At 53.4% G+C, this 25591-nt stretch carries 23 protein-coding genes; 15 read left to right on the top strand and 8 right to left on the bottom strand.

Translation table 11 applies throughout. The features are described from left to right. Nucleotides 1–35 precede the first annotated feature (35 nt). A complete protein-coding gene (locus GOV53_RS20155) occupies nucleotides 36–1100 on the bottom strand; it encodes a hypothetical protein (RefSeq protein WP_170469994.1) in 1065 nt (354 codons plus the stop codon). Nucleotides 1101–1332: 232 nt separating this feature from the next. Here GOV53_RS20155 and GOV53_RS20160 point away from each other — a divergent pair, with 232 nt between their 5' ends. From GOV53_RS20160 to GOV53_RS20170, 3 genes are all read left to right on the top strand, one after another. Beyond that, nucleotides 1333–2331: a helix-turn-helix domain-containing protein gene (locus tag GOV53_RS20160; protein WP_170469997.1), complete on the top strand. Its 999-nt coding sequence runs from the start codon at nucleotides 1333–1335 to the stop codon at nucleotides 2329–2331. Between the two features lie 488 nt (nucleotides 2332–2819). After that, a complete protein-coding gene (locus GOV53_RS20165) occupies nucleotides 2820–4211 on the top strand; it encodes a DUF1214 domain-containing protein (protein ID WP_170470000.1) in 1392 nt (463 codons plus the stop codon). Between the two features lie 378 nt (nucleotides 4212–4589). Beyond that, complete coding sequence (locus tag GOV53_RS20170; protein WP_170470003.1) at nucleotides 4590–5741, top strand: mechanosensitive ion channel family protein; 1152 nt, start codon at nucleotides 4590–4592, stop codon at nucleotides 5739–5741. 26 nt (nucleotides 5742–5767) lie between these two features. Here the strand turns inward: GOV53_RS20170 and GOV53_RS20175 are convergent, their stop codons facing one another. Both GOV53_RS20175 and cls read right to left on the bottom strand, forming a co-directional pair. After that, complete coding sequence (locus tag GOV53_RS20175; protein ID WP_170470006.1) at nucleotides 5768–6001, bottom strand: hypothetical protein; 234 nt, start codon at nucleotides 5999–6001, stop codon at nucleotides 5768–5770. A gap of 86 nt (nucleotides 6002–6087) precedes the next feature. After that, on the bottom strand, nucleotides 6088–7500 hold the full coding sequence (cls, locus tag GOV53_RS20180; protein WP_170470010.1) for a cardiolipin synthase: 1413 nt from the start codon (nucleotides 7498–7500) through the stop codon (nucleotides 6088–6090). A gap of 225 nt (nucleotides 7501–7725) precedes the next feature. Between cls and GOV53_RS20185 the strand changes: the two genes are divergently transcribed. Next, nucleotides 7726–8940, top strand: a complete 1215-nt coding sequence (locus tag GOV53_RS20185) for an AI-2E family transporter (protein WP_170470013.1) — start codon at nucleotides 7726–7728, stop codon at nucleotides 8938–8940. Between the two features lie 3 nt (nucleotides 8941–8943). On the opposite strand, the gene GOV53_RS20190 is transcribed toward GOV53_RS20185, so the two are convergent. From GOV53_RS20190 to GOV53_RS20200, 3 genes are read right to left on the bottom strand one after another with little or no spacing between them, the layout of a single operon-like run. Beyond that, complete coding sequence (locus GOV53_RS20190) at nucleotides 8944–9405, bottom strand: hypothetical protein (protein ID WP_170470016.1); 462 nt, start codon at nucleotides 9403–9405, stop codon at nucleotides 8944–8946. A 9-nt stretch (nucleotides 9406–9414) separates the two neighbouring features. Further along, on the bottom strand, nucleotides 9415–9714 hold the full coding sequence (locus tag GOV53_RS20195) for a hypothetical protein (RefSeq protein ID WP_170470019.1): 300 nt from the start codon (nucleotides 9712–9714) through the stop codon (nucleotides 9415–9417). A gap of 57 nt (nucleotides 9715–9771) precedes the next feature. Then, nucleotides 9772–10632: a hypothetical protein gene (locus GOV53_RS20200; protein ID WP_170470022.1), complete on the bottom strand. Its 861-nt coding sequence runs from the start codon at nucleotides 10630–10632 to the stop codon at nucleotides 9772–9774. 400 nt (nucleotides 10633–11032) lie between these two features. Here GOV53_RS20200 and GOV53_RS20205 point away from each other — a divergent pair, with 400 nt between their 5' ends. The 6 genes from GOV53_RS20205 (at nucleotide 11033) to GOV53_RS21380 (ending at nucleotide 18104) form a co-directional block, all read left to right on the top strand. Beyond that, a complete protein-coding gene (locus GOV53_RS20205) occupies nucleotides 11033–12079 on the top strand; it encodes a DUF1214 domain-containing protein (RefSeq protein WP_170470025.1) in 1047 nt (348 codons plus the stop codon). Continuing rightward, complete coding sequence (locus GOV53_RS20210; RefSeq protein WP_170470028.1) at nucleotides 12076–13152, top strand: DUF1254 domain-containing protein; 1077 nt, start codon at nucleotides 12076–12078, stop codon at nucleotides 13150–13152. The genes GOV53_RS20205 and GOV53_RS20210 overlap by 4 nt, the downstream gene beginning before the upstream one ends. A gap of 47 nt (nucleotides 13153–13199) precedes the next feature. Then, nucleotides 13200–13481: a DUF3302 domain-containing protein gene (locus GOV53_RS20215; protein WP_170470031.1), complete on the top strand. Its 282-nt coding sequence runs from the start codon at nucleotides 13200–13202 to the stop codon at nucleotides 13479–13481. Then, entirely contained in the window at nucleotides 13478–14605 is a 1128-nt protein-coding gene (locus GOV53_RS20220) for an HlyD family secretion protein (protein ID WP_170470034.1), read from the top strand. Before GOV53_RS20215 ends, GOV53_RS20220 begins: the two co-directional genes overlap by 4 nt. Nucleotides 14606–15477: 872 nt before the next feature. Further along, nucleotides 15478–17313, top strand: a complete 1836-nt coding sequence (locus GOV53_RS20225) for an amidohydrolase (RefSeq protein ID WP_170418661.1) — start codon at nucleotides 15478–15480, stop codon at nucleotides 17311–17313. Beyond that, nucleotides 17310–18104 carry a DUF3299 domain-containing protein gene (locus tag GOV53_RS21380; RefSeq protein ID WP_254439355.1) on the top strand — a complete coding sequence of 265 codons (795 nt, stop codon included), beginning with the start codon at nucleotides 17310–17312 and terminating at the stop codon, nucleotides 18102–18104. The genes GOV53_RS20225 and GOV53_RS21380 overlap by 4 nt, the downstream gene beginning before the upstream one ends. Before the next feature lie 228 nt (nucleotides 18105–18332). Here GOV53_RS21380 and speB read toward each other — a convergent pair whose 3' ends face one another. Both speB and GOV53_RS20240 read right to left on the bottom strand, forming a co-directional pair. Beyond that, nucleotides 18333–19313, bottom strand: coding sequence for an agmatinase (speB, locus tag GOV53_RS20235; RefSeq protein WP_170418658.1), 981 nt, complete (start codon nucleotides 19311–19313; stop codon nucleotides 18333–18335). Between the two features lie 190 nt (nucleotides 19314–19503). Continuing rightward, the gene (locus GOV53_RS20240) at nucleotides 19504–19866 is read right to left on the bottom strand and encodes a GNAT family N-acetyltransferase (protein ID WP_367648811.1); all 363 of its coding nucleotides are present in this window, start codon (nucleotides 19864–19866) and stop codon (nucleotides 19504–19506) included. 648 nt (nucleotides 19867–20514) lie between these two features. Here GOV53_RS20240 and GOV53_RS20245 point away from each other — a divergent pair. The 5 genes from GOV53_RS20245 to GOV53_RS20265 all read left to right on the top strand — a co-directional run bounded on the left by GOV53_RS20245 (nucleotide 20515) and on the right by GOV53_RS20265 (nucleotide 25581). After that, nucleotides 20515–20670 carry a hypothetical protein gene (locus GOV53_RS20245; protein WP_170470037.1) on the top strand — a complete coding sequence of 52 codons (156 nt, stop codon included), beginning with the start codon at nucleotides 20515–20517 and terminating at the stop codon, nucleotides 20668–20670. Next, nucleotides 20663–20875 carry a helix-turn-helix domain-containing protein gene (locus GOV53_RS20250; protein WP_093965312.1) on the top strand — a complete coding sequence of 71 codons (213 nt, stop codon included), beginning with the start codon at nucleotides 20663–20665 and terminating at the stop codon, nucleotides 20873–20875. The genes GOV53_RS20245 and GOV53_RS20250 overlap by 8 nt, the downstream gene beginning before the upstream one ends. 168 nt (nucleotides 20876–21043) lie before the next feature. Next, the gene (locus tag GOV53_RS20255; protein ID WP_170470039.1) at nucleotides 21044–22723 is read left to right on the top strand and encodes a site-specific integrase; all 1680 of its coding nucleotides are present in this window, start codon (nucleotides 21044–21046) and stop codon (nucleotides 22721–22723) included. After that, nucleotides 22716–23774 (top strand): site-specific integrase, encoded by a 1059-nt coding sequence (locus GOV53_RS20260; protein ID WP_170470042.1) that lies wholly within the window; start codon nucleotides 22716–22718, stop codon nucleotides 23772–23774. The genes GOV53_RS20255 and GOV53_RS20260 overlap by 8 nt, the downstream gene beginning before the upstream one ends. A gap of 157 nt (nucleotides 23775–23931) precedes the next feature. Continuing rightward, on the top strand, nucleotides 23932–25581 hold the full coding sequence (locus GOV53_RS20265) for a recombinase family protein (protein WP_170470045.1): 1650 nt from the start codon (nucleotides 23932–23934) through the stop codon (nucleotides 25579–25581). Nucleotides 25582–25591 lie beyond the last annotated feature (10 nt).

Here is a 25591-nt window from a genome sequence, read left to right on the forward strand (position 1 = left end):
GACGACCAAATCGACCGCCGGGGGCATTTTTTTGATCAGATAATCCCGAGGAAAGGCTTGCGCAGCGTTCCTTCGTAGACCCATTTAGTTAGTGTCGTGTAGTCCCAGACAGGCATGCGCACTGCGTCCTGAACTTTGTAAGCTGCGGGCGGCAGTTCAGTGCATTCCAAGAGGATACATTTAACTTCCGGGTTGTTTGCGACCAAAGTCTTCGCGCCTTCTACGATCTCATTCTCAAGCGCGAGCATGTTGTAACTACCAGTGAGTTGCAGCACGTTTTGCATTTCAGGACCATTCTCTAGGCCTTGGATAACGAGCCGCTCGGCTTTCTGCTGCGGGGTCACGCCACAGTTCTCTATCGCAGGCGAAGCAGCAAGTGCCTCACCGTTGGCGGTCACGATGCCAACTTTTGAACGTGCCGGTAGACTTGCAATCATGGCAGGCAGTTGAAGTAGGCTGGAGGAAAAAAGTGGAGTATCGATTTGCTCGGCTATCGCTTGTTGGTAGGTTCCGTAGAACCCGCAGTTCGCCATGATCGCACGAACTCCCTGCAACTCTAGCCATTTCGCGGCCTTTACCATTTCACTAGTGAAGGACTCGGTCGGTTCGGGAGCAAGAATGTCAAAGACATTCGGGGGAACGGCTTCCCGGTAAAGCATCGGAAAGTCGAAGGTAGTCGCATTGCCCATGTTGCCTGGTGCCATCGGCAAATACGCTCGGGCTTGAATAAGACCGATTGTTACGCCTCCGACGTTGCGGCCGAACCACCAGTCAATATTGGCATCTTTTCCTGCCGTAAACTCTGGAACATAATAGTCACTTGTACGTTTTTCCGGTGGCGCCAATTGTTCGGATGGCGTCGCATACCAGTCGGGTGTTTCTGCAGGAGGATCGGGGGTGTAGAGCGCTTGAGCTTGAGCGTCTCGGGTGGCTGCAACAAAGCCAGCGGCTAGCGCAGCGGCGCTCCCTGCTTTAAGAATATCACGCCGGATAAGCGAACTTGGTGCATCATCATCTGGTCGGATGTCAGCGTCTGTTGTTTCCTTGATTTCTTGGAAACGAGCTTTCGTGTCGTTCGTGTTTTTAGGATACTCGGTCACGGTGAGTCCTCCGTTTGGCTAAGAGCGCGGTGTCAGAAAGGGTCGCTGGCGGTAGCCGCAACGAGACAGATTGTGAGGTTAACTCTGACAGTTCTGATCGCGTTCGGTCTGACGATTTCGATCAAGGCAACACGATTGTTGACGGAAATCGTCAGCGTCGCGACAATAGTTCATATTTTTATGTCAAGATGGCTATGTGGATCATGGACCCTGCATATTCCGGGGATCAGGCATGAGCGGTCCAACGCAACCCCTGATCCGGCTGGCAACTGGCAAGCCAGTGCTTACAGCGCTGGATGCTGTATATGATCGCTCAGACGAATTACTTACTCGGATAGGATTGGCCAGAGAGTCCTTCGATGATCCTGAAGTCTTCGTTCATGCAATCGTTATGTATCAGTTCTTTGAGGAAGTTGCAGCCGCAGCTGAGAACCCATTCTTCTTGGCGGGAATTGGCAAAATGATTGCAAGATCGAAGTGGCCACCGCTGGTTGAGGCAGCGGACTGTGCAATCACGTTAGGATCGTTTCTTACCAAGCTGGTTGTGGTGGCAACCGATCATTCGAGCTCCACCGAGCATCACTTGGACGTTAGTGGCAAGTCTGGTTTCGTGTTTGGTCGCAGATACTACGATACGCCGTTCATACCAGCCCAAATAGATGGGTTCTTCGCGGCGATGTTTGGAGAAATTATTAAGAGATCTGTTGGCGAAAAATGGAACTCCGATGATGTGATGGTCACTATAAGTGACCCCAGAGCTCTTCCGATTGAATTTCTTGGATGTACTGTTTTGGCTGGAGATCGCCGCGGACACCAAATCGCGTTTCCGGCTGTCTGGCTAACGGAGCCATTCTCAGCCGATGACTTTTTCAAAGGTCCGACAGAGCAATCTGGAAAGTCGCCACCTCCGAAACGGGCAATATTCAGCGTCCGAGAAGCACTCAAACCGCACATTGGGGTGCAACTGGTAAATAACGAAGTCGCCGCGAGTATCTGTGGTCTTTCTGAGCAGCAACTATCTCGCAGACTGCGTAAGGAAGGCACAAGTTTGGGCAAATTGATTGCTCAATTGAAATGTGAACACGCAGAAAGGCTTCTTACTGAACAGAATGCCAGCGTTGCCGAAGTCGCGGATGTGCTTGGGTATTCCGACGCCACTAGCTTCGCTCATGCTTTTCGCAGTTGGACTGGAAAAGCACCGAGCGATTTAAAGAAACAAATGGATGAATAAGCGCCTCGACACCCAGTACTTGGGGCAAAACTGAGGTCAAATATCGCCCGAAGCCCAAAAGGGAGCCGTTACACTTGAAACCAATTGTTGCGGTGCAGCTAAAGTTGGGTTTGTCCGCAAAGCGGACGATCATGCCTAGTGCAGCGAACGACCGCTTCGAGCCCTTCCCGACCGATGCAGCTTTTGTCACGAACGGGCAGAATGCCGACCTTACGGACCTTCGCTGCGGGCACGAGAAGTCAGAGTTCGCAGAAACCAAGGCGGTCAAGATGGGCGGGAAGCAGTCGTTCGCTAGAGCTGCGATGCGATCTGGAAATTTTCGGCAAAGCTGACGTTCGACATGGGAACTGTAAGCTCCACTACGCGAGACAAAGTAGAATTTTGAGGTCGACCGCGCATACCCATCGTTTTCAATTCCGGGTGATCCTCGACAAAATTGCATAATTGCAAAATAGTCACAGGAGTTACCCGAAACAGGAGCTCGTATCATGAAGCTAATTCGCACCCTTTCCACTTTCCTGGCGATAGCGATGACCATCGGACAGTTGTCTGCGCAAGAACGGGATTTTGAGCGGGAGCGGTTTGAACGTCGTGCATACGAGAGCGCTCTTTGGGCGCAGCCGCTCGTTTCTGGCAATCAAATGATTGTCGGAGCATTAGACTCAGGCCAAAAACTCAACCAAGTCGCCTATTTTTCTAAACCACCCAATTGGAAGTTCCAGTCACCGACGCCCAATAACTCTACGCCTTACGTAAACCTCATTTATGATGTCAAGGACGGCCCAGTGGTGGTGGAGCTTCCGGCTGCGACTGAGAGATATAGCATCTTTGGCACATTCCTCGATGTCTGGCAGCGACCGGTCGTTGATGTCGGTTCGGATGGCGATGACAAAGGCGAAGGCGGAAAGTACTTCATCTATGCCGCAAACACCGATGCCAAGGTGCCGGAAGGATATCTGCCTGTGCCCCTCAAAACCTATCGCGGTTACGGTACTTTACGCATCATCACGCCTGATCTCGAGCCTGCGACCCTCGAAGGTGCAGAAGCCTACATACGTGCCGGCATCCAACAATATCCCTACGGCAGCGATGAGCGTTTGCCGCATATGGACATCTACGATGTTTTGTATTCTGCGCAGTTTCCGTTCGACAGCAGCTTCTTCGACCGTTTGCAGGAAATAATAAATCACGAAGAGGTTCGCGAGATCGACAAATACCCGTTGGGTATGTTGAGCAGCCTCGGAATTGAACGGGGTGGGGCTTTTGATCCCACCGACGGAGAACGGGCAATTCTTGACGATGTGATGGCCCGTGTTCACGCGGAATTGCAGAATAAATTGAGTGTGATACCTCCTCTCAGGTGGGGCAACGAAACGCAATGGACGCAACCAGTTGCAAACTCAATGATCCAAACGATGATGACCTACGAAGACGAGAACAAGGTCTTTATCGATGATCGGGCCTTCACTTACTACACGTACATTGCGCCCCCAGTGAAGCTCGGCTCAGCGACGGCGTACTTGATGGTGACGCGTGACAAATTTGGTGAAGCATTGGAAGGCGACAAAAGCTATCGAATGACTGTTCCTGCCGATGTCCCGGTCGAGCAGTTCTGGTCTATTCTCGTGTACGATGTAGCGACGGCTTCTTATATCCGTGGAGCGGACCCAATCGGACTGGCCTCGACAGAAAGCCCGACGCCCAAAGTCAACGACGATGGCAGCGTGGACGTCTACTTTGGCCCGGAGGTTTTAAACGAGGGAGTTAACTACCTCCCGACCACGGGCGCTGCGAATTACTTCTTACTTTTTCGATTTTACGGCCCGACGGAGGCCTACCGAAACGACAGTTGGAAACTAAACGATCTGGAGCCAATGTAAGCGTGTGAGGCGCGCTGCTTCGAGTGTTAACCCTGAGTCGATTGTGTTGAAAATTTTGAATGCGAGCCGAGGCGGGAAAAACTCCTGCAAAAACAATATTTTGTGAGCTTTGTGTCCTGAGGGCTAAATCAAAAAGAAGGCGTTCCAGATTTTTGGCGCTAGTTCCGCGGCGGCGAGTTGTCCAAACCAATCTGCCGCAATAGAGTCTTGGTACTGAGCTCAGCGCTCGGTTCGAAGAAGAATTAGGAGGGCACCGCTCAACCGCTCGAAAATAGTGCCGGTGGATATAGTCAATTGCGCCGACAGACACCACTGCCTATGGTCAATCGGGTGCTTTTGCGCCACTCTTTCAGGCCCAAGGTGCACAGCGTAGATCGCATGGATTTAACCACAACATCGTTCGAGACCTTTGTGGCTTCAGCCACAGTTAGCCTCAATGAGTGGATGGCTACCGTGTACCCTGACCAATTGGTTGGGGCGGTGCTAGTCTGCGCTCTGCTTGTTGGTCTTCGTCGTAAGATCGCCGCACTTGGGTTAAAGCTGCTGAGGCAGATTTTGGATCGTTTTTCGGTATCACTTCCAGACGAAGTCAACGCCCAGCTAAGGTCTGCGTCTGAGATCCTTGTGTCCGCGTTTGCTCTGTTTGCTGCAACTCAATTGTTAGTGCCAGATGGAGTAGCAAAGCTCTTGTTAGAACGGATCATGGGCTCTGTCGCGATTATCGCGGTCTTTGGCGCATGGTATCGACTAAGTGGCCCGTTCGCGGCATTGCTGTGGACTGACAAATTGTCTTTGGTTCCGTCAGAAACGGGCTGGGTTCAGCGTGTAATGCAATTCGCCATTCTGCTGTTCGGTTTGACGTCGTTGTTGCGTGTTTGGCAAGTGGATATTTCGGGCGCGCTGACAGGAGTTGGGGTTTTAGGAGCAGGGTTAGCCATCGCCGCTCAGGACTTAGTGCGCAATCTCGTGGCTGGCATGACTAACATTAGTGAGAAGCGCTTCGAAACAGGAGATACCATCGCTGTTGGTGGCGACGTTTTTGGAACTGTTGAGGCGATTGACCTTAGGTCAACCAAAATTGTGGGATTTGATCAGATACCTAGACACATCCCCAACTCGGACTTAGCGAATGCCACAGTTCTCAATTACTCACGGCTGAAGCGGCGACGTGTGTATCTAAAAGTTCCCCTGGTGCTTTCGTCTACCCAACAACAGATAGAAGCCGTTCGCGACGGTATCAGAGATTACCATCTTAAATCAGGCGACTTTGATACTGGCGATGGTGCACCAAAATACATCTACGTGAATGAACTCGGGCCAAGCTCCGTTGATATCATTATTTACGCATGGACTAAGGGACCGACCTGGGAGGAGTTGCTTCAGGTCACAGAGCGGCTGACTTTAGCAATCCTCAGGATAACCCGCGATGCAGAAACTGAACTCGCTTATCCGACTCAAAGCCTACACCTTCAGGCAAATGGCGACGCTAAATCATTGAAGATCTCTGACATTACAGGCGCTTATGACTAGCTTACCTTTGTCAGAGGCACAGCAATCTACGTAGCCTTCTTCATTCGGTCATATGCTGCTTTCATCTTGAGGCCGAGTGAGCGGGCTGCTTCGCCCACTTCTTCAGCAGACTTGTCAAATTCTGATTTGCTCAAAAACTTGTCCCATTCGGCTTGGAGTTCTGTCCATTCATCCTCTGCTTCTTTTGAGGCAAGATGCAATTGCAGCTTCAGTTCGTCGCGGCGTTGCTGGAGTTCTTTCATGAGTGACGTTAAATCCATCGGCGCTTGTCCCAGTACGGTTTAGGTTCACCAAACGGTGCCAGAACAAGCGACAAAGTCAAGCGACTTGGGCCCTGTCTGATCGCTCACAACAACGGGCTCAACAAGCGTGCCAGCGGGGCACCATGGCGCTGTTTGAATCCGCGGTCGGCAAGCTTTTCTTTCAATCGGAACGATCTTGCGAAGTCTGCCTCAAACATGGCTGCAACCTCGGAAGCAGTGTGTTCGTCAAAGATTACTGCTGTCTCCTCAAAGTTGAGGCGACAAGAGCGATTGTCCAAGTTGGTGGTCCCTACTGATGATATCGTGTCATCCACCAGAACCACCTTCTGGTGCATAAAGCCATCGTTGTATCTCCATACCTCGACGCCAGCATCCATGACCTCATCAAAATAGGCGAGTGCGGCCAGCCACGGAATGGTGTGATCGATTACTTCAGGAGTTAGGAGTTTTACGTCTACTCCCCGCATGGCTGCAAGCTTGAGCGACGTCAGAATATCGTTCTCGGGGACAAAATACGGTGACGCGATCCAGAGACGTTCAGTTGCTGCATTGATCAAAGTGCAAAAATAGAAGCTCCCGGTATCAAAGGTATCACCCGGCCCGGTCGCGATGATAACGGCGTCTTTATCGGCTTCTGTTTTCTTCACATCCCAATCGAGTTCGCTGATCAGGTTTTCGCGTGTTGCCCAGTGCCAGTCTTCAGCGAAGATCAGTTGCAGTTGCAAAACAATGGGGCCGGTAAGCTGCGCGTGGGTGTCCCGCCATGGACCAAATTTTGGGTCTTCGCCCATGTACTCATCGCCCATGTTCAGACCGCCCGTGAACCCAATCTCTCCGTCGACCACTACCGTTTTTCGATGGTTCCGAAAGTTGATCTGGAAGCGGCTTTTCGGTCCGTCATAGGCATGGGCGTTTACGACCTGAACCCCCTCGTTGGACAGCGACTCGAGATAGGATTTAGGAAGTTTGGCGCAGCCTACAGCGTCATAAATCAGTCGCACAGAAACGCCATTTTGAACCCTATCCAAAAGAACATCTCGTAGGCGGCGCCCGATCTTGTCGTCGTTAATGATGTAAGACTGAACCAGAACATAGCTTTTGGCAGAAGCAAGGGCTTCGAAGATGGAGCTAAAAGTTGCTTCTCCATCAATGAGCAAATCCAGGTCGCTACCTGAACCTACAGGTATGTCACCAATTTTTTCTAATGCTCTGTAGATACTCTGGTTTTCAGTTCTGGTTGGAGGAAACTGCTGTCTGAATCCCTCCAAGCCTGTTATCACTTCATCGCTGTCGCGACGGCCTGTCAGATAGCCTTCATAGTTGAAAGACCCAAGGAACAAAAACGCTGGCACGGCAAGGTACGGCGCCGTGATCAGAAACACGACCCAAGCAACAGAACCTTGCGGCGTCCTTGCATGGCGGACGGCTAGAACGGCACAGTAAATCGCTGCGATTTCCAGCAGTACGATGACGACAACGATCAGTTCAGCAGACATGTGCGCGCACTCAGTTTAATATGATCCATCCTAAGGAGTTAACCGTCCTCTCATAAGAGCATAAGGCATCCGAATTTGGCACAATAATCTAGAGTGGCGAGACAATCTGCTCCCCAACTTGCTTGAAAAACACGGGTTTTTTGACCGTTGCCATGCAAAGCTCTGTATCGAGATTTGGTCGACGTGATAGGCTATCAGTGGAACATACATGCGCCTGGGGAATCTATGCCACAAGACAGCAACGGCTCACCTCGCTCTGAGCAAAAGTCCACCATTCCCGTATGGTTCATGACAACTGTCACTGTGCCCATCATCGTTGCTTTCCTATGGTTTGGGCGCGACTTTTTTGTTCCGATTGCCTTGGCAACACTACTTTTCATTCTAACGATGGCGCTTATTGAGCGCTTGGATGCCGCGACAATTGGGAGAACGCGTGTACAGCGCTCATTGGCCTATTTTTCCGCGACTGCCCTTGTGATCGGGCTGCTGATTGGTCTTGGTTACGGTGTTTCAACACAAGCAGCGGCGATGGGGGAGGCTGCGTCGAAATACAATGAACGATTAGTCGAGCTAAAATCACAACTGGAAGGTTTTGTCGGTACTGAAGTTGTTGCCTCAATAGAGCGCGCGGTCAAAGAGATCGACTTTGAGGGGTTCCTATCAGAGCTAGCCGCATCAGCTGCCGGAATGATTGGGAACATTGGTCTGATTGTACTTTATCTGACTTTTATGATTGCTGAACGCGGAGCATTCACTGAAAAACTGCCCAAGCTCTGCAAGAACGAAGCGCAAGCGCGTCAGGTCGGCGACATATTGAAGTCGATATCCATCGGCGTCAGGCAATACATGTGGATCAATGCTGTCACCAGCGCGATGAGCGCAACTCTGTCTTTCGTCGTTCTGAAGTTCTTTGGCGTCGACTTTGCTTTATCGCTTGCATTCACCGTATTCCTTTTGAATTTCATACCAAACATCGGTTTCTTTTTAGCCGTCGCAATGCAAGCCATCATGGCACTTTTGCAGTTCTACACACTTACCCCTGCTCTGATCATTGTTGTGATCTACGGTGGCGGAGATGCAATCATTGGCAACATAATACAGCCTCGAATGCAGGGTAAGTCACTCAATCTCAGCACGTTCGTCGTCATGGTTGCGCTGGCATTCTGGGGTATGATGTGGGGCGGTATCGGCGCGTTCATTGCTGTGCCGTTGACCGTCGTGATCATGATCGTTTGCTCGCAGATCCCAGGGTTGCAGCCTTTTGCACGGCTGCTTTCAAGCGATGGTGTTCTTCCCGGAGAGCACTCTCACCCTGTGAGCGAACAGCAGGGATCCACATCACGCAGCAAGCCTAAATCGGAGATAGAAGCTGAGCTTGCTGCCATGAAGCAAGAACTAATGGAGCAGAAATCATCCAGAAATCCAGATCAAGAGTCGTGAATTCTAACTTTTTTCCTTGTTTTTCAGCGCGGCAGTAATCAACGGGACGAGAAGTGTGGATAGTGACCCTAGCGGGTTCGAGCCCAACGATTTGACTGAGTTAACAACATCCCTAACTTCGGTTGCCATACCTTCCAACTCATCCTCAATATCGGCGATGGCCATGTCCCGCACCTCGACGGCTGGTGCAATTTCCTCTTCTACGCTTATGCGTCCAGCAATCACCGACAAGAGCGCAGCGAGCAGGAGGTTGCCAGCTGTAAGGATGCCAGCTGAACCAGCAGGCGAAATCCAAGTTGTCAAAACAAGGTATAGCGTCAGGTTCAGCAGAACCAAACCAGCCAAGGCAGCCAGACCAGCGAGAGCCATCAGTACCGTTTGCTGTTGGACAACCGCCAGCCTTCGGCGCGTGATCAGTCGTTCTGTCCGAAAAATGATTGTGAGATTTCTGCCAATACGGTTCATCGAACTGTCCTATTTGAATGCGCGGCCGACGATACATCCGACGGCAAAGACTCCCAGAAGCGTGACCAACGGGTGCTCTTTGTGAAGTGTAATCATTTCATCAACGAGCTGGTTGCCCATGGCTTCTACATCCGCCGCATCGACCCCATGCTTTTTTAGCGCGTCAGAAAGCTCCGTCGGTAAATGAAAGTTATCAGATAGCTCCGGGGTCTTGTCACTCTCAGCGCTTATCTCTTTTTGAGTTTTTAATGCCTCATTCTGCTGCCGGAGTTGTGCGACTTCGGCTTCCAGTTCGGCTTTAGTGGCCATACAGACCTCCTTCCAAAGAAGGGCGAGTAACTCCAGTCACTCGCCCCAAAGTTCTGGTCAGGCTTCGATCTTGTCAGCCATTCTCCGCACAGAAGCGGCGAGCTTGTTTTTGCGCTCCTGCCACTCTTCTTTGATTTCTGATTTTCGCTTTTCGAACTTGGCTTTTGTTGCATCCGCGGCTTTATCAATTTGCTCATCGATAGCTTGCAGCCTCGCCTCGAACTCGCGGTCGATCTCGTCCAGACGAGTGTCAATCTTCTCTTCGGTCTCATCCATCTTGGTCTTGATGCTATCCATTCGGGCCTTTATGGCGGCCCTGGCTTCATCACTGGCAGCCTGCAGCTCTTCATCCATAGCTTCCCATTCGCGGTTTAGGGCATCCATTTCTGTCGCCATTTCGTCGTCCACCGCGTCTGCACGAAGTTTCCGGAAAACGGTCCCGCCAAGATCCTTCATCTTGCTGTCCAGTGGGGTGATCCAGACCTCATCAACCGACGCGACGACGCAGGATTTTCCAGGCAGGAGCTCGGTGCTGATGTTGTCAAGCATTATGCTATCGATCCCAGCAACCCAAAGATCGCGATATGCCCCAAAGAGCCCGCCTGTCATACCGCCTACAGCCATTCCACCGGCTGCGGCCGAGGCCGCTGCCGCGGTTCCAGCGGCCGCAGCACCGGCCGCCACTGCCGCCGGACCCGCCAAAATGCCGATCATGGCACCAATCGTAATCCCAAAAGCCGTGCCAATTGGTCCCTCATCAATACTGGACTTTAGTTTGACAGCGCCGTCGGCGTCCTTTGAGATAACCGCCGCTGCATAGACAGTGAGCTCTGCGTTACGATGCAAATCACGCATCGCGTCAGCTCCCTTGTAGGCACTTTCTTCACTATCGAAAACGATGGCCACGTATTTATCCATTGGAAATCTCCTTGCGTTTGTAGAGGCTGGATCGACTGGTTGGTGCAATCATGTTCGTTGAAATTGCATATTCATAGCTATTTACTTCTGCTCCTTGGGTAGGCCGTTGCCCTTATCATGTACGGACCATTGCGGTTCGCCGCAAATTCCACAGTGATCGCTCTGGAGTGATTAGTCAAAGATCGAGGTAAGTGACCGACAAAAAAATCGAAACTTGGAAAGGCAAAGACCCGTTTATGGCAGCTTTTTTGGCCACTTGGAGCTCATCCGCATGCCGCCCGTGGGTTAAATCCTGCGCCATTTCAACGCGTCGTTCAAATGATCTTGCTTCGTCCCGCTAACCGTCTAGTCTTGGAAAGGTGTGAATTCAGTGAACCATTTCTAACAAACTTGGTGCGACATGCTTCTGCGAAAACTTTACTCCCTAATTTTGTTTCTGCCGGTCTTCACTGCACCTGCATCCGCTCAGGACACCATCGAAAACTATATTCGCGAGTATCCCAACCAAGAACAGGTGCGCATGATGCAGCGTTGGCTTGAAACCAACGAGCCGGGCAGCTTTCAGTTCACGGGACTCGTCGATCCAACCGATGACACTGTGATCACGCCACAAGCGACGGTGAACTACGGCTATAACTGGTTCAGCCTGTCCGAAGGCCCGGCGATCATCCGCACGCCGCAATATGACCGTTACTTCTCGGTGTCGATTTTCGACATGAAGCACAACGTACCGGGCGTCCTCGTGAACCCGGATTTGCCGATCCTGCTATACCGGCCAGGGCAAACCTTGCCCGAAGGCGATTTTCACAAACTGGCCCTTGAAACCGACCAAGGGCTTGCCTTCACCCGAATGGTCGTGGTCGACAATCTTGACGAGGTCATGGCGCTGAGCGGTGAGATTGTGATGGAAGGCGGCCAGGGCGACATGGACCGCGACGTGCAGCGATTTTCGCCCGAGACCGAGGCGGCAGCACTAAAGCTGATCGAAACTGCGGTGCCACTGGTGGATACCGACCAGGTCTTCGGGTATGTTTCCGGCGACGTGGGCGAAATCCACGCTGCTGTTGGCGTATTTCAGGGCCAGCTCGGCACGCCGTCGGACATCGTGAGGTACGGCCTACTGGTGTTTGACGAGAACAGACAGCCTTTTAATGGTGATGACACATACGTTCTGACCGTGCCTGCAAACATCGTTGAAGAAAGCGGCTATTTTTCCGTTACGGTCTATGCTTCCGCCAACAAGCTGCTAATACCAAACGATCAGGGCATCTACGATCAAACCACTTATACAGCGGAACCAAACGACGACGGAACTTATACCGTGACGCTCAGTCCGTCCGGCGAGGGTCAGAACGGCATTCCAACCGGGACACCATTCTATGTTATTCTTCGTGCTTATGTTCCGGTTCCCGGCGCTGACTTGACAGTCGAGGTTGAAACAAAATGAAAAACGCATCCAGGAAGTTCCACAAGATTACAGCTGTCCTGTTGTGCAGCACTCTGATCGCACCGGCGTCGTTGGCGGATATCCCGGACATAGACAGTTCCGGCTGGTCAACAGATCCGAAAGATTACGGGATGAGCGCCGCCGAGTATATCAACGCCGACAGCCGGGCGTTCTTTGCTAACTTCATGGGCCGCTCTGGCGTCAACCAGTTCTTTCACTTCACGAACTTGTCTACTGCCGACGACCGCTGGGTCGTTTCGCCCAATAACGACACGATCTATTCGATTGCTATCGTCAATGCGAGACAGGGGTTCACGTTGGATGTGCCGGATGTGGGCGACCGGTTTCTATCGATCCAGATCATTACGGAAGACCACATGACGCCGTTCTACCTGTATGGGGACGGTCAATACACGTTCTCGTCCGAGGATTTCGAGACCGATTTCGTCGCTGTTGGTATTCGAACCGGAACAGATGCCACTGCTGACGATGTGCGTGTCGTTACCCAAGAATTGCAGCCACAGTATGCGATTTCAGGCGCCGCGCCAGAGGATGATCTGCCAATCTTTGACGCGGAGGCACTTGAAAGGGTGCGCGCCGCCCTGCTGGCTGAGTATTCCAAGCTGCCTTCATCGTTCGGTGCGATGCAGAAACGGGTCGCCGATGTCGATGACTGGGAGTATTTCACCTATGTCACGGCAGGCGCCTGGGGTTTGTCGGCAGACGAAAACGCAATGTACGCTATCGGTGGTCCTGAAAACGCGGTGGGAGGCTCTTGCTATACGGCAACATTCCCAGAAGTGCCGGTCGATGCATTCTTTTCCATCACAGTGTATGGCCCGCAGAAGTACCTGATGTCGGACACGGATAACATCGTCAGCTCCAACCAGGGCGTTATAAGCAACGACGACGGGTCATTTGACGTGGCATTCGGTGGCGAGGACTGTCGCGGACTTGCTCCTAACTTTGCCTTTACGCCTGAAGATGGTTGGAATCTGCTGCTTCGGGCATATCGCCCGAATGTCGAAGAATTTCGAGCCTACCGTGTTCCGGATATTGCTCCGGCCGAATAGGCCACATGAATCCTGAGAGCCATCGCTAAAATAGAAAGGCAATTCGAGTGAGTGGATTGGACATTTTTGCCTGGATCGTACTTGTTATACTGATCCTCACAGTCATTGTAGGATTTGTGACTTTGGCAATGCTGCCTGGAAAAATTGCAAAGCAACGGGAACATCCCCAAGCAGATGCGATCAATGTAGCTGGCTGGTTGGGCGCGATTACCTTTGGCGTATTTTGGCCGCTTGCATTGATTTGGGCGTTCACAAAGTCGCCGCTGCAAGCAATGGCGAATTCAGCAACCGATCCTGAAACCGGTGCTCGGTCGGAAGGCGCGTCATGATTGTCTTTCTTACCCTCATTTATGTTGCCGTCCTCTTCGTTCTTGTAAAACTCAAGGTTCTTCCAAACTCCAAGGCGACATGGCTTTCGACCATCGGCTGGATGGTTATCCTACTCATATTTCTATTTATTCCAATGCAATGGGGAGCGCCCTCCGGACCCGTTAAGGTTTTGACGAGAGCTGTTCCAATTGTGCCAAACGTCGCTGGCCAAGTTGTAGAAGTCGTAGCAGAACCGAATGTTCCGATGCAAAAAGGCGACGTTTTGTTCCGCATCGATCCGGAACCCTTCGAAATTGCGGCTGCACGAGCGCAAGCAACAGTTTCACGTGTCGAGGCACAAATTCGGCAGGACCGTGAGAGCCTTGCCTCCGCCCAAGCGCAACTACGTCAGGCAATCGCGCAACGAGACCTTGCTCAATCACGCTTTGAGGATGATAGCAGGCTTGTCGAAAGCGGAGCAATTTCCGAAAACCGTCTCGAAACACGCCAAACAAATCTAGACGCGGCACAAGGCGCGGTCGATCAAGCGCAGGCGGCTGTTTCTCGTGCACAGGTAGAACTCGATGCCCTCACACCGGATGGCGTTGTCGCTAAGCTTGCAGAAGCGCAAGCGGCGCTTGATCAAGCGCAGTGGAATCTTCAAGAGACAACTGTCCGTGCTCCGTCCGAAGGTTTTGTGAACAACCTTGCGATCACGGAAGGTCAAAGAGTGGTATCTTTCCCGTTTTCGCCCGCGGGAGTGTTCGTTGACACCGCGGAAAAAGCCTTGGTTGTTCAGGTGCATCAGATCTATCTGCGTCATCTTCGACCAGGCCAGCCTGCCGAAATTGCCTTCAAAATCAGACCGGGAGAGCTGGTAACCGGCACGGTGGATACGATCTTTGACATTTCTTCACAGGGACAAGCTCAAGTCAGCGGAACTGTCTTTCAGGCTGGGGAGATCGTAAGCGAGCCCTTCATCGTTACCATTATTCCGGACAACCCTGACATACTGGAAACGATCCCTCCGGGCGCAGCCGGTTTAGCGGCGATGTACACTGATTCAGCAGCGGCGACGCACGTAATCCGCAAAGTGATTGTCAGGATGAACTCAATCCTGAATTACATCAGACCAAGGCTATAGCAATCAGAGACCGATTGGAACTCTACCAACCACCCGTTACCCATACGTTTGAAGATGCTGCCCCGATGATCGCCGACCAACGGATCTAGCACATACCTGCGAAGACTACGCAATTCTTCAAGAGTCTTGTTTTCGTCGGCTTTCATCTGCTCGGAGTAGTTCACAACATCAGCTGCGAGCACGGCAGACAGTCTGCTGTGTGTGATCATTTTTTCTACGTACCGCAAAACGGTCATTCAGGAAAACCTGCATAGAGCTGCAATGAGCAAAAAACTCCCACTCATGTCTGTTTTGTCCGCAGACCACCAGTCCGTCGCCTGATCGAATTTGCAGCCGCGGCGAATGGCAAGTTCGGCGGGCCGCACCGCAGCAATCAAGATCGCCGACGAGTGACCGCAATGGGCCGTTCACGAGGGTCTGAGATCGTGCTGCGCTTGCGAAGTGCGGTGCTCGACCAACGACCGCAATGCGCAGATAGCGGCCGTATAGGGGCGCAAGGCGAACGGCGGGAAAGTCCGCGAAGCGGACATTGAACAGAGTTGCGACGAATGACCGTTCTGCGGACAAAACGGCCGTAGATTTTACAGCCGGAAAGCCGCTTGTCTCGGGTTGCGAGCAAGATTGGAAGAGACCGGGCTTTCCGGTCAATGACTTTCTAACTGCAGCCCCTAAGCGCAAGCTGTTTGCATCCAACGGTACCGGTGTCGTTCTGGCCATGCGAGCAATTTGTCCGGTGCGCCGGGGATACGCTGCATCAGATTGCCAAAGTTATTGAGTGAGATCCTGCGTCTTTTTGGCCAAACAATTGATTTGACGCAAAATCAAATCTTTTGCCATTCTCAAATCAGTCAACTCAGAGGGAACCCTTGAGAATGAAAGCTGCATACAGTGCACTGGCGTTAGCCATCGGCGTGACCGGGTCGCCGTTACTTGCTCAACAAGCCGACATCGTTTTTCTGAGTGAAAACATCATCACGTCCAACACGGAGATGCCACTGGCAAGATCGGTTGCGGTTGCGGGCGACAAGATCGTTTGTGTGCTCGTCGATGACAGTTGCCGCGAGCTTGCCGGCGATGGCACCCAGATCGTCGACGCGGGCACAAATACCGTCATGGCTGGTATCATCGACACGCATTTGCACACACGCATCTTTGGACAGACACATTTCGTCATGCTCAACCTTTTTGGTTACAACGATGCGTCGCGTGAAGAGGTTGTCGAAGTCATCCGGGAATACGCGGCCACCCTGGGCCCGGATGAATGGGTGATTGGCGGCGGTTGGTCAGACGCGCATTTCCAGAACCCGACCAAGGAAGAACTGGACGAAATTGTCGGGGGGCGCCCTGCATTGATCTCCGACAACACCCAACATAACGGTTGGTATTCGACAAAAGCCTTGGAATACCTTGGGATCACTGCTGATTGGGAGCCACCCAAAGGCGGGTACATGCCACTGAACGAAGCAGGCGATGAACCCTCCGGACTTTTGCAGGAGAAAGCGCATCTTTCGACGGGGTTTGTGGAACAGCACAAACTCTATTCCTTTGAGAAACAGGAAGAAGCGATCGTTGGAGCCGCCCGCGTGCTCAACGCAGTTGGGGTCACCGGTGCAACTGAGGCCGCCGCCGGTTCCAAGGAGGGTGCAGATGACGTCTATGTCCGTCTGGCGAAAAAAGGTGAATTAACGCTCAGGCACGAGTTGGCCATGGTCTTCTGGGGCACCGGCACGCCCGAGGGCGATACTGCAATGATCGAACAATTAGAGATGCGGCGGGCCGCGGTAGAGGATGCGGGCGTTGATCCCAGTATTCTCCATGCAAACACTGTGAAGTTCGCGATCGACGGCACGCCGGGGCGCTTTGCCTACATGGAGGGTCCGTATCTGGACGGCACACGGCCGGATATGAACTTCCGTCCAGACAATCTGGCGGAGATCTTTGACGCGCTTACTGAGCGCGATTTTACCCTGATGCTACACGTTGAAGGGAACGCCGGGATCCGCCGCTCGCTCGACGCACTGGAATATGCCCATGAAACCGGCGAGCCCGTGCGCGAAGATATTCCGCAGATTTTTACGCACGTGGACCATCTCTCGATCGACAATGCACGGCGCATGGCCCGGCTCGGGGTTTCCGGACAGCTTCAACTTCACTGGGCTGATCCCACCGAGGAATACTTTCGCAATGTGACCAGTCAGAACCTGCCGAAGGAGGTTCTGGAGCGCATGTACCAGTTCAAGCTCGTGACTGAGTTCATGGAGTATGGATTTGGGCCTGACGCGCCGACGTCTCCGGTGTTTTCGCCGTGGGAAGGTATGGAGATCGGCATGACACGGCAGGCCATGGGAACACCCGGTGGTCTTGTCATGCCAGGCGAGCCATTGACGTTCGACGAGGTTATCCACGGCTCAACACTGGGCAGTGCGCGCCTTCAGGATCGAGGCGATGTGTTGGGGAGCCTTGAAGAGGGTAAGCTCGCAGACATCATCGTACTCGACCGCGATATCCGCATGCAGGCCGAAGAGAACATCTTTGACTTTCACAAGATCGAAGTCTTGCAAACCTATCTGGGCGGCGAGTTAGTCTATGACATTGATCGCGACGGCGAACCGGACAAGCTGCTGACGGAACCCGTGTGGGAAGAAGGCGACGATGAGAAACTGCGCCGCGGCGTGGCGGTCACAAGCGTGAAGGTGCCAGAGGGATGAACAAGCCGCTGTCAGTTTTTGCGATTGGCGCTCTGCTCGCTCTGATATCTCTCCCGGTAGCGGCGCAAAGTGTCGAGCAGGCATGGCAGAGCGCGATTGCAGGCCAGCAACACGGCGGCGTGCCGATTGATCCGCTTGCAACACCGCTTGATTTAACGCGCACGCCTGTGAGCGCCTCTCCACCAAATCTATCGACAGGCGTCCGCGTGATCGGCTGGCCGGACTTGCGACCCGCGCATGTCCCGAGCGAAACGCCTTTCGACGACCTGCGCCCATTCTTGCGCGATGCCATGCGCATACATGTTGAATGGCGCACGTCCACACCACGCGAGCGAGAAGACACGGTATTTATCGAACGGCACGAAGCAGCACTTACGCTCCTTTCCATGCATCAGGTTGACGTTGAAGGTCTGATGAAAGAGCGGCGAAAGATCATCGCTCAAAATGGCAAAGCCGGTCGCGGTCCAAATCTCGAGCTTCTGGGACAATCCATTCGACTGCCCGGCTACGTCGTCCCGCTTGCCTTTGATGAAACAAAAGTAACCGAGTTCCTGTTCGTGCCTGTCGCAGGGGCCTGCGTTCACACGCCAACCCCGCCCGCAAACCAGATTGTGCACGTGACCTACCCGCAGGGTGTCGCGTTCAGCTCGATCTTTGAAGCCTTCTGGATCGAGGGGGAATTGGTTGCCGAGGATACCAGAAGCGATGTGCTTTTTTACGATGGAGCCTCAAATGTCGAGGCGCGGTACCGTTTGACCGCCAAAGCTGTAGAGGTCTACAAAACATGGTGACGGTGGCTATTAGCCTCGATCCACCGCGTGTGCGCCGCCCAATAAAGAGTAAGCCCGAACGACCCTTCCAAAACCATCGAGTTCAAGGCGCAATCGATCTTCGGAACACAGAACTACCGGACGTTTGAATTTGAATAGGCAGAACGGTGCAATCTGCAGACGGCTTGATAGCACGTAGCCGTCTGCGATGCCCCTCGGCCTCTGAGCCAAGCGGCCGACGACTATCCGCTATTCTGACGCGGCCCGTGCGCCTCTGGCCCAGGCTTTGAGGCAAAGCAGCTCGGCGGAGATCATTGCTGCTGCGTTTGAGGTCATCTCCGCGTGATCAAATGGCGGAGAGACTTCAACCACATCCATGCCGACAGGATCGAGCCCCTTCAGGGCACGGATTATCGCGAGGGCCTGATAGCTGGTAAGCCCACCGGGGACAGGTGTGCCCGTGCCCGGTGCAGTGGACGGATCGAGGCAGTCTATGTCGAAGGTCAGATAGGTCGGAGCATCCCCAACGATGGACAAGATGGTTGCTGCAATCTCTTCGACGGGCGCAGTATGCACGTTGTCCGCATATAGGATCTTCATGCCGTAGGTCTCTTCGCCTTCGAAACAGGTGCGGATGCCCACCTGAACCGTTCGCTGCGGGTCTATTATTCCTTCTCGCACCGCAAGGTTGAACATGGTCCCGTGATCCATACGTCCACCTTCGTCCGGCTCGACGTCCCGATGGGCATCAAACTGGATCAGGCCAATCGGTCCGTACTTCTCCGCATAGGCTTTAAGTACCGGATAAGTGACGTAGTGATCGCCGCCAAGAACGAGGCTGGCGACTCCACTCGAGATTATCCCCGATATATGGCGCTCGATCGCCAACGGTGCTTCCTGAGGCACGCCCCAGTCAAAAACACAATCACCGTAGTCAATAGTCGCGAGCGTATCGAAGGGATCAAACCGCCATGGCCAGACGGGGCCCCAGGCATGTTGCGCGCTTGCTTTGCGAATGGCCTCCGGGCCAAAGCGGGTGCCGGGACGGTTGCTCACGGACAGATCGAACGGAACTCCGGTGACTGCAACATCCACCCCCTCGAGATCCTTTGTGTATTTGCGGCGCATAAAACTCAGAGCACCAGAATAACTCGGTTCAATCTTTGAGCCTTTGAGTGCACTGCGGTTAAAAGCGGCGTCGATGCTGTGAGATTTGGGTTTTGTGATCATGGTGTCTTGGCCAGTTTTTTGTTGTCGTCGATCGCATGTGACCGGTACTTCACCTGCATAAATCGTTTCGCGATAGGAGCAAAAGGACTTCTGGGCGCCGTCAGTCGTCTTTGTGGTAGACGAGGAAGGGTGTTTTTGTGGCAACCTTGTCGTACAGCATGCGGCCTTTGTAATTGAATTCCTGGGTCATCTAGTAGGTGGTGGGCACACCGTCCGCTTTAGCCCGAGCGTGAACTCCTTCTATCAGCGCGCGGGCCACGCCTCGGCCCCTGACGTCCTCGTCGCAGAAGAGATCCATCAGGTAGCAGGTATCCTCAACAGTCCACATGGAACGATGATACAGAAAATGAGCAAGTCCCACGGGACGGCCGGACATCTCTGCGAACAGACCGCGGTATTCCCCTGTATTCCCGGACAACAGGCGCGCAAAGGAAGTGGCATAGACCTCTTCACTGACGCTGGTTTCATAGAAATCTAGATAGGCAGTCCACAACCGGCGCCAGTCCGACGCATCTGTTTCTTTTAGGGGGCGAACGGTCAGGTCATGGGTCATTGCGCGTGTCCTTGTCTGTGACGTGTCTCACTTAGCGAACAACGCGGGCTTCGATGGTGTCAACGTGCAGGTCTACCGGACGCTCGACGATAGAAACATGTTTTCGTGCACATTAAGAACAACGTAGGTTGCTACGCGATTTACTGTTCCGCGACATTCGATCGCATTCGTTCCATATCTAGTTTCGACACTTCATGCGTCTCCGCTCAGCGCGGATGTTTTTGATATTTTTGATTGAGTCTCTAATTCCGTCCGGCTCCTTTGGGCTCTAAGCAGTCGCTCGGTGGACTGCAAACGAATGGCCGCTTTTTGTGAGAAGCGACTATTACTAAGACTTTGAAAAATCCGCCATAGTTCTTTCGATCTCATGGCAACCATAATTTCTGTAAAAAGTAAGCAAAAGGTAACCAAAACAATAGGTTGATATAACTAAACGCGTCAGATAAACTGAAAGAACTATCAACCTACCAGCCGTGATGGCTGGGCCGCCAATATTGGGATTGGACAGGACGGCACTTCGTCCTCGACGCACTCGATGGCAATGATCCTGATCTCGTTTGAGGTCAGTGTTTTGTCGTCTGGAGTGCGCTCCGAAGCCAGAACATCGCGATCATTGTCTCGAGCGGTTCCTTTATAAGGAACGTATCGATGACGTGTTCGTCTTCTGCTCCCAAGGGCAACCCGCCCAATTTCACTATTCCTGAACCCCTGATCAACCTTGTGCGGCTGTTGGCACGCGAGGCTGCGCGTTCGGATTTCGCAACCCGTTGCAACGGTGAAGACCCAGAGGTGGATCATGGTTGATCTGCCGATCACAGAGGATGCCGCCTATCTCAGCGTGCGCGATGTCGCTGCGCTGTTCCGCATCAGCACCAAGACCGTTCGTCGCTGGATCAAATCCGGCGAACTGCCTGCGACACGGTTAGGCCGCGATTGGCGCATTGCGCGCAGCGACCTGCACGCCCTTGCCCAGCAACGCGGCAATCAGGCAGCAGCCCATGTTCTCTAAGGCCTTCACAAAAATCGGCTTTTCCGGCGTTCGGGAAAACGGGGTCATGGATTTTGGCTACAAATTCACGCCTTTGGTTTCCCGAATGTCCGCAAGAGGGCCGCCATGGGTCTGCATGTCCCCAAATGTCCCCTTTTGTCCCCAATTTCAAAACCGAAGAGGTTTATCATGACACATCACCAAGAGATCCAGCTACCAACAACCCTGGCCGAGGTTCTGGACGTTCTGAAGTCCAATCCAGACCCCGACAAGAAACGCCAACAATCCAAACTGTCCGCGATCTCGCGCATCAGTACATACATGAACCGTCCTCCGTCAGACATTCCGACTGATATCCCGCAACTGCGCAAGCTGCTGGCATCGTTGCATCCCGCCGCCTGCGGGGTGAAGCCCAACACCCTCAGCACCACCAAAAGCGATCTGGCAAGCGCGTTGCGTGCGGTCGGGGTGTTGCAGGATTTTGAAGGAAAATTTGAACTGACCCCAGAGTGGGACACGTTTCTGACGACTGTGCAATCCACCCATCAGGTTTGGGGTTTGATGCGGTTTGCACGCTATTGCAGTGCCCGGTCGATCCAACCGGCGGAGGTCAACAGCGACGTAGTTCAGGCATTTCAGGCAACCCTCGACGCTGCGCTGCTGAAGAATGAACCGGCCAAGTACATTCAGTCCATGATCGATACATGGAACCACGTGATTGACAAACACGGTCTCGATCTTCCCCGGCTGGACCGCTTATCGTCGGACCGCTATGTGGCCCGCCCGCTGACGGACTACCCGGAAAGCCTGCAGGCAGAGATCAAAGCCTATATCGACCGCTTGGCGCAACGTGATTTGTTCAGCGAAGGCGGTCCTGACAAACCGCTGCGCGAGACCAGTCTGCGCAACACCGAAGCCCATCTGCGGCAGATGCTGGACGCGCTGGTAACTTCCGGGCAACGCCCGGAAAAATTCACCAGCCTGTCTGTGGTGGTTACGGCGAACAATCTCAAAACAGCTTTCCGGACGATTATAGACCGGCGTGGGAACGAGGGTCTGCCGACCGGGCTGAGCAATGTTGCAGCAACTTGCATCGCCATTGCACGGCACCATCTGAACGCACCGGAAGACGCCATCAAGGCGCTCAAAGACATTCACAAGAAAGTCGCAGCGACCCCTCGTGGTATGAGCAACAAGAATGCGGAACGCCTAGCGCAGTTCAATGATTGGGAGAACGTGGCCTTGTTGTTGAGCCTGCCGGACACCCTGATGGCACGGGCGGATGACAATCCGACTCGTCGCGACAGCGCATTGGCGGCGATGCATGCGGCGGCACTGACGATCCTCCTGAGCTGTCCCATGCGCGTCAAAAATCTCGCGAACCTTGATTTGGACAAGCATTTGATCCCTGCCCGCTCGGGGACGCACACCTATTATTCCATCCGCATCGAAGGGATCGAGGTTAAGAATGGGGAGCCTATTGAGGTCAAACTGAACACCCGCAGTTCCAAACTTCTGCACCGCTATATCATGCAATTCCGTCCGCAGGTGTCGCAAGCGGGTGGGTGCGCTCTGTTCCCCCGCAGCAGCGATGGAAAGCCTCGTGCGCCCAGCAATTTTGGTGGTGAACTCACCCAGCGGGTCTATCGAGAGACCGGCCTGAAGGTTAACCCGCATCTGTTCCGGCACATCGCAGCCAAGCTGTACCTCGAAGAACGCCCCGGTGACTTCGAGACCGTCCGCCGCCTGCTCAAACATAAACGGCTTCAGACGACGATGGATTTTTATGCCTCGCTTAGCAACCAGTGGGCGCATGATCACTACGACGAGGTGGTACTTTCGAAGATCCGGGGGACGTCCAATGACTAATCCCATTCCGCTTGTTCTTCTTTATCAAGACTGGCCCCAGGCGGACAAAACCGCCTGGGAGGCCCTTTTCGTGGAAGGTGACATTTTTGACGACACAGGCCCTTGTGCGAGTTGGTCTAAAGGCAGCCGCACCAAACGGCGCCAGAGCTATGGATACTGGCTGTCGTGGGTCACGCGTCATCAGCCTGCCCTTTTGGATCAATCCCCGACGGATCGCATTACCAAAGATGCCGTGCGTGGATTTCTGGAAGAAGCTGAGGCGCGTGTGAACGCAATGACTCTCAAGAACATGATCTGCGATCTCTATGTACTTGCAAAAGCTATGCACCCGGCAGGAGATTGGAACTGGTTGAACACACTGTCCAACCGCCTGATATATCTGGCGGACCGGAAAAGCCTGCCGAAGCCAATCGCCATATCTGCGGCACACATTCTTAACAAAAGTTTGCAGCGGCTCGAAGATGTGGAGAATGATCCGTCTCTCACTGACATCAAGCGCGCAATTCACTTTCGCGCGGGTTTGATGATCGCCTTTCTGATCTCGCGGCCCGTACGTCGTCGCGCGTTGCTGGCGCTGACAACGGACCAGCATCTGCGCAAAAACGCCGAAGGGTTCGTGGTTCATCTTTCGGCGGAAGACACCAAAGACAAAAAAGCGCGGTGGTTTCCTCTGCCCAAGTTTCTGGTGCAACCGATGAAGTCTTATTTGGATGTCCATCGCCCGATCTTGCTCGGACCCAAGACATCCAATGCGCTGTGGATCAGCCAATATGGAGATCCGATCACCCCGGACGGCCTGTCTCGTGAATTGCCGAAAGTGGCGCAACGCATGCTGGGCGTTGAATTGCGCACACACAAGTTTCGGCACATTGCGGCGACAAGCATCGCCGAGACGGACCCGGAACATGTCAACATCATCCGGGATATCCTCGGGCATGCCACGTTGGACATGTCCCAGAAGCACTACAATCGTGCCACCGGACTGTCTGCCTGTGACGACTACCAATCTCTCTTGCAGGCAAAGATGAGGAGATTGGATCGCAAACGGTAGGCTTTCTCGCCCACCCGTCGATCTTAGGTGCGGTCAAATACCTATGATCAAGGCAATTTTCATTGCAACGGGTTGCAATCGAAAGTGGAAGACACCGCCCAATCCATGCCTATAATGGGTTGGGCCAACTTGTTTCTCAGTCCGAAAGGCCCGACCCATGCGCGCCGCCATCTACGCCCGCTACTCCACCGATCTTCAAAGTGACGCCTCCATCGAGGACCAACATCGGCTGTGTCTACGCTTGATCAATGGCAACGACTGGCAGGAGGCCCAGACCTATTCCGACCGGGGGCTGAGCGGAGCGTCCCATCTGCGTCCCGGATATCAACGGTTGCTGGAGGACGCTCGATGCAACGTGTTCGATGTCGTCGTAGCCGAAGGTCTCGACCGTATCAGCCGCGATCAGGAACATATCGCGGCCTTCTTTAAGCAGATGCGGTTTCAGGGCATCCCGATTGTCACCGTGGCTGAAGGTGAGATTTCCGAACTGCATATCGGCCTCAAGGGGACTATGAGCAGTCTGTTCTTAAAAGACCTGGCTCAAAAGACCCATCGCGGACTGGAGGGGCGTGTGCGCAAAGGTAAATCAGCCGGTGGTATCACGTATGGCTATGACGTTGTGCGAGATATGGGCGCAGACGGGTTTATCACCACAGGGGAACGGCGGATCAATGAAAGCCAAGCCCAGATCGTTCAACGTATCTTTCAGGACTACAGCAATGGGCTGAGCCCACGCAACATCGCTGCCCACCTGAACGATGAGGGCATTCCCGGCCCCCGTGGAACATGGGGCGCATCGACGATCTACGGCAACCAACAGCGTGGCACCGGCATCTTGAACAACGAACTCTATATCGGGCGGTTGGTTTGGAACCGGCAGCGTTTCGTCAAAGACCCTAATAGTGGTAAACGGCAAGCCCAACCGAACCCTCCCGAGGAATGGGTAATCGAAGACGTACCCGATCTGAGGATCGTGCCCGACGACCTGTGGAACGCGGTAAAGACGCGGCAGGAAAAGACGCGCAATGCCGCGATCAGCGATGGCATCAAGAAGCTGGGCCGCACTAAGCGGGCACGGCATCTGTTTTCCGGCATGCTGACCTGTGGGTGTTGTGGCAGTGGCGTCATCCAAGTCGGAAAGCAGTATTACGGGTGCTCCGCTCACAAGAATAAGGGCACCTGCGGCAACCGGTTGACGATAAAACGCACAGACTTGGAGGACCGTGTTCTCTCCGGCCTCAAGGAACAGTTGCTGCACCCTGATCTGATTGCGGAATTCACCATCGCCTATCAAGAGGAATACAATCGTCTTGCTGGGTCCATTCAACAGGAACGGAGTAAGGCCGAACGGAATCTGGCGAAAGTAGAGAGTAAGATCGCCAATCTAATAAACGCCATCAGCGATGGCATGTTTCACGCCAGCATGAAGGATAAGCTGACAGCGTTGGAGGTTCGCAAATCGGAACTCGAGACCTTGATCGCCGCCGCCTCTGATGAACCACCGGTTTTGCTGCACCCCGGTCTGTCCGATGTGTATCGGGAACAAGTCGCCAATTTGACCACAGCATTGCGCGATCCCTCTTCTCAAGCTGAAGTCACTTCGATCATTCGAGGATTGTTGTCGGAGATTCGATTGGTCCCGGTAGATGGGACATATGCAATTGAATTGGTTGGGGAGTTGGCAGGTTTGCTTGCGTTGGGAGTACCCCAGAACGAACGAAGCCGCCCTGAGGCGGCTTGTTCGAGACTCTGTTCGCCAACGCTGGTTGCGGGAGCAGGATTTGAACCTGCGACCTTCAGGTTATGAGCCTGACGAG

Origin of the sequence: Ruegeria arenilitoris (genome assembly GCF_013035315.1) — a bacterium.
Classification (GTDB): Bacteria; Pseudomonadota; Alphaproteobacteria; order Rhodobacterales; family Rhodobacteraceae; genus Ruegeria; species Ruegeria arenilitoris_D.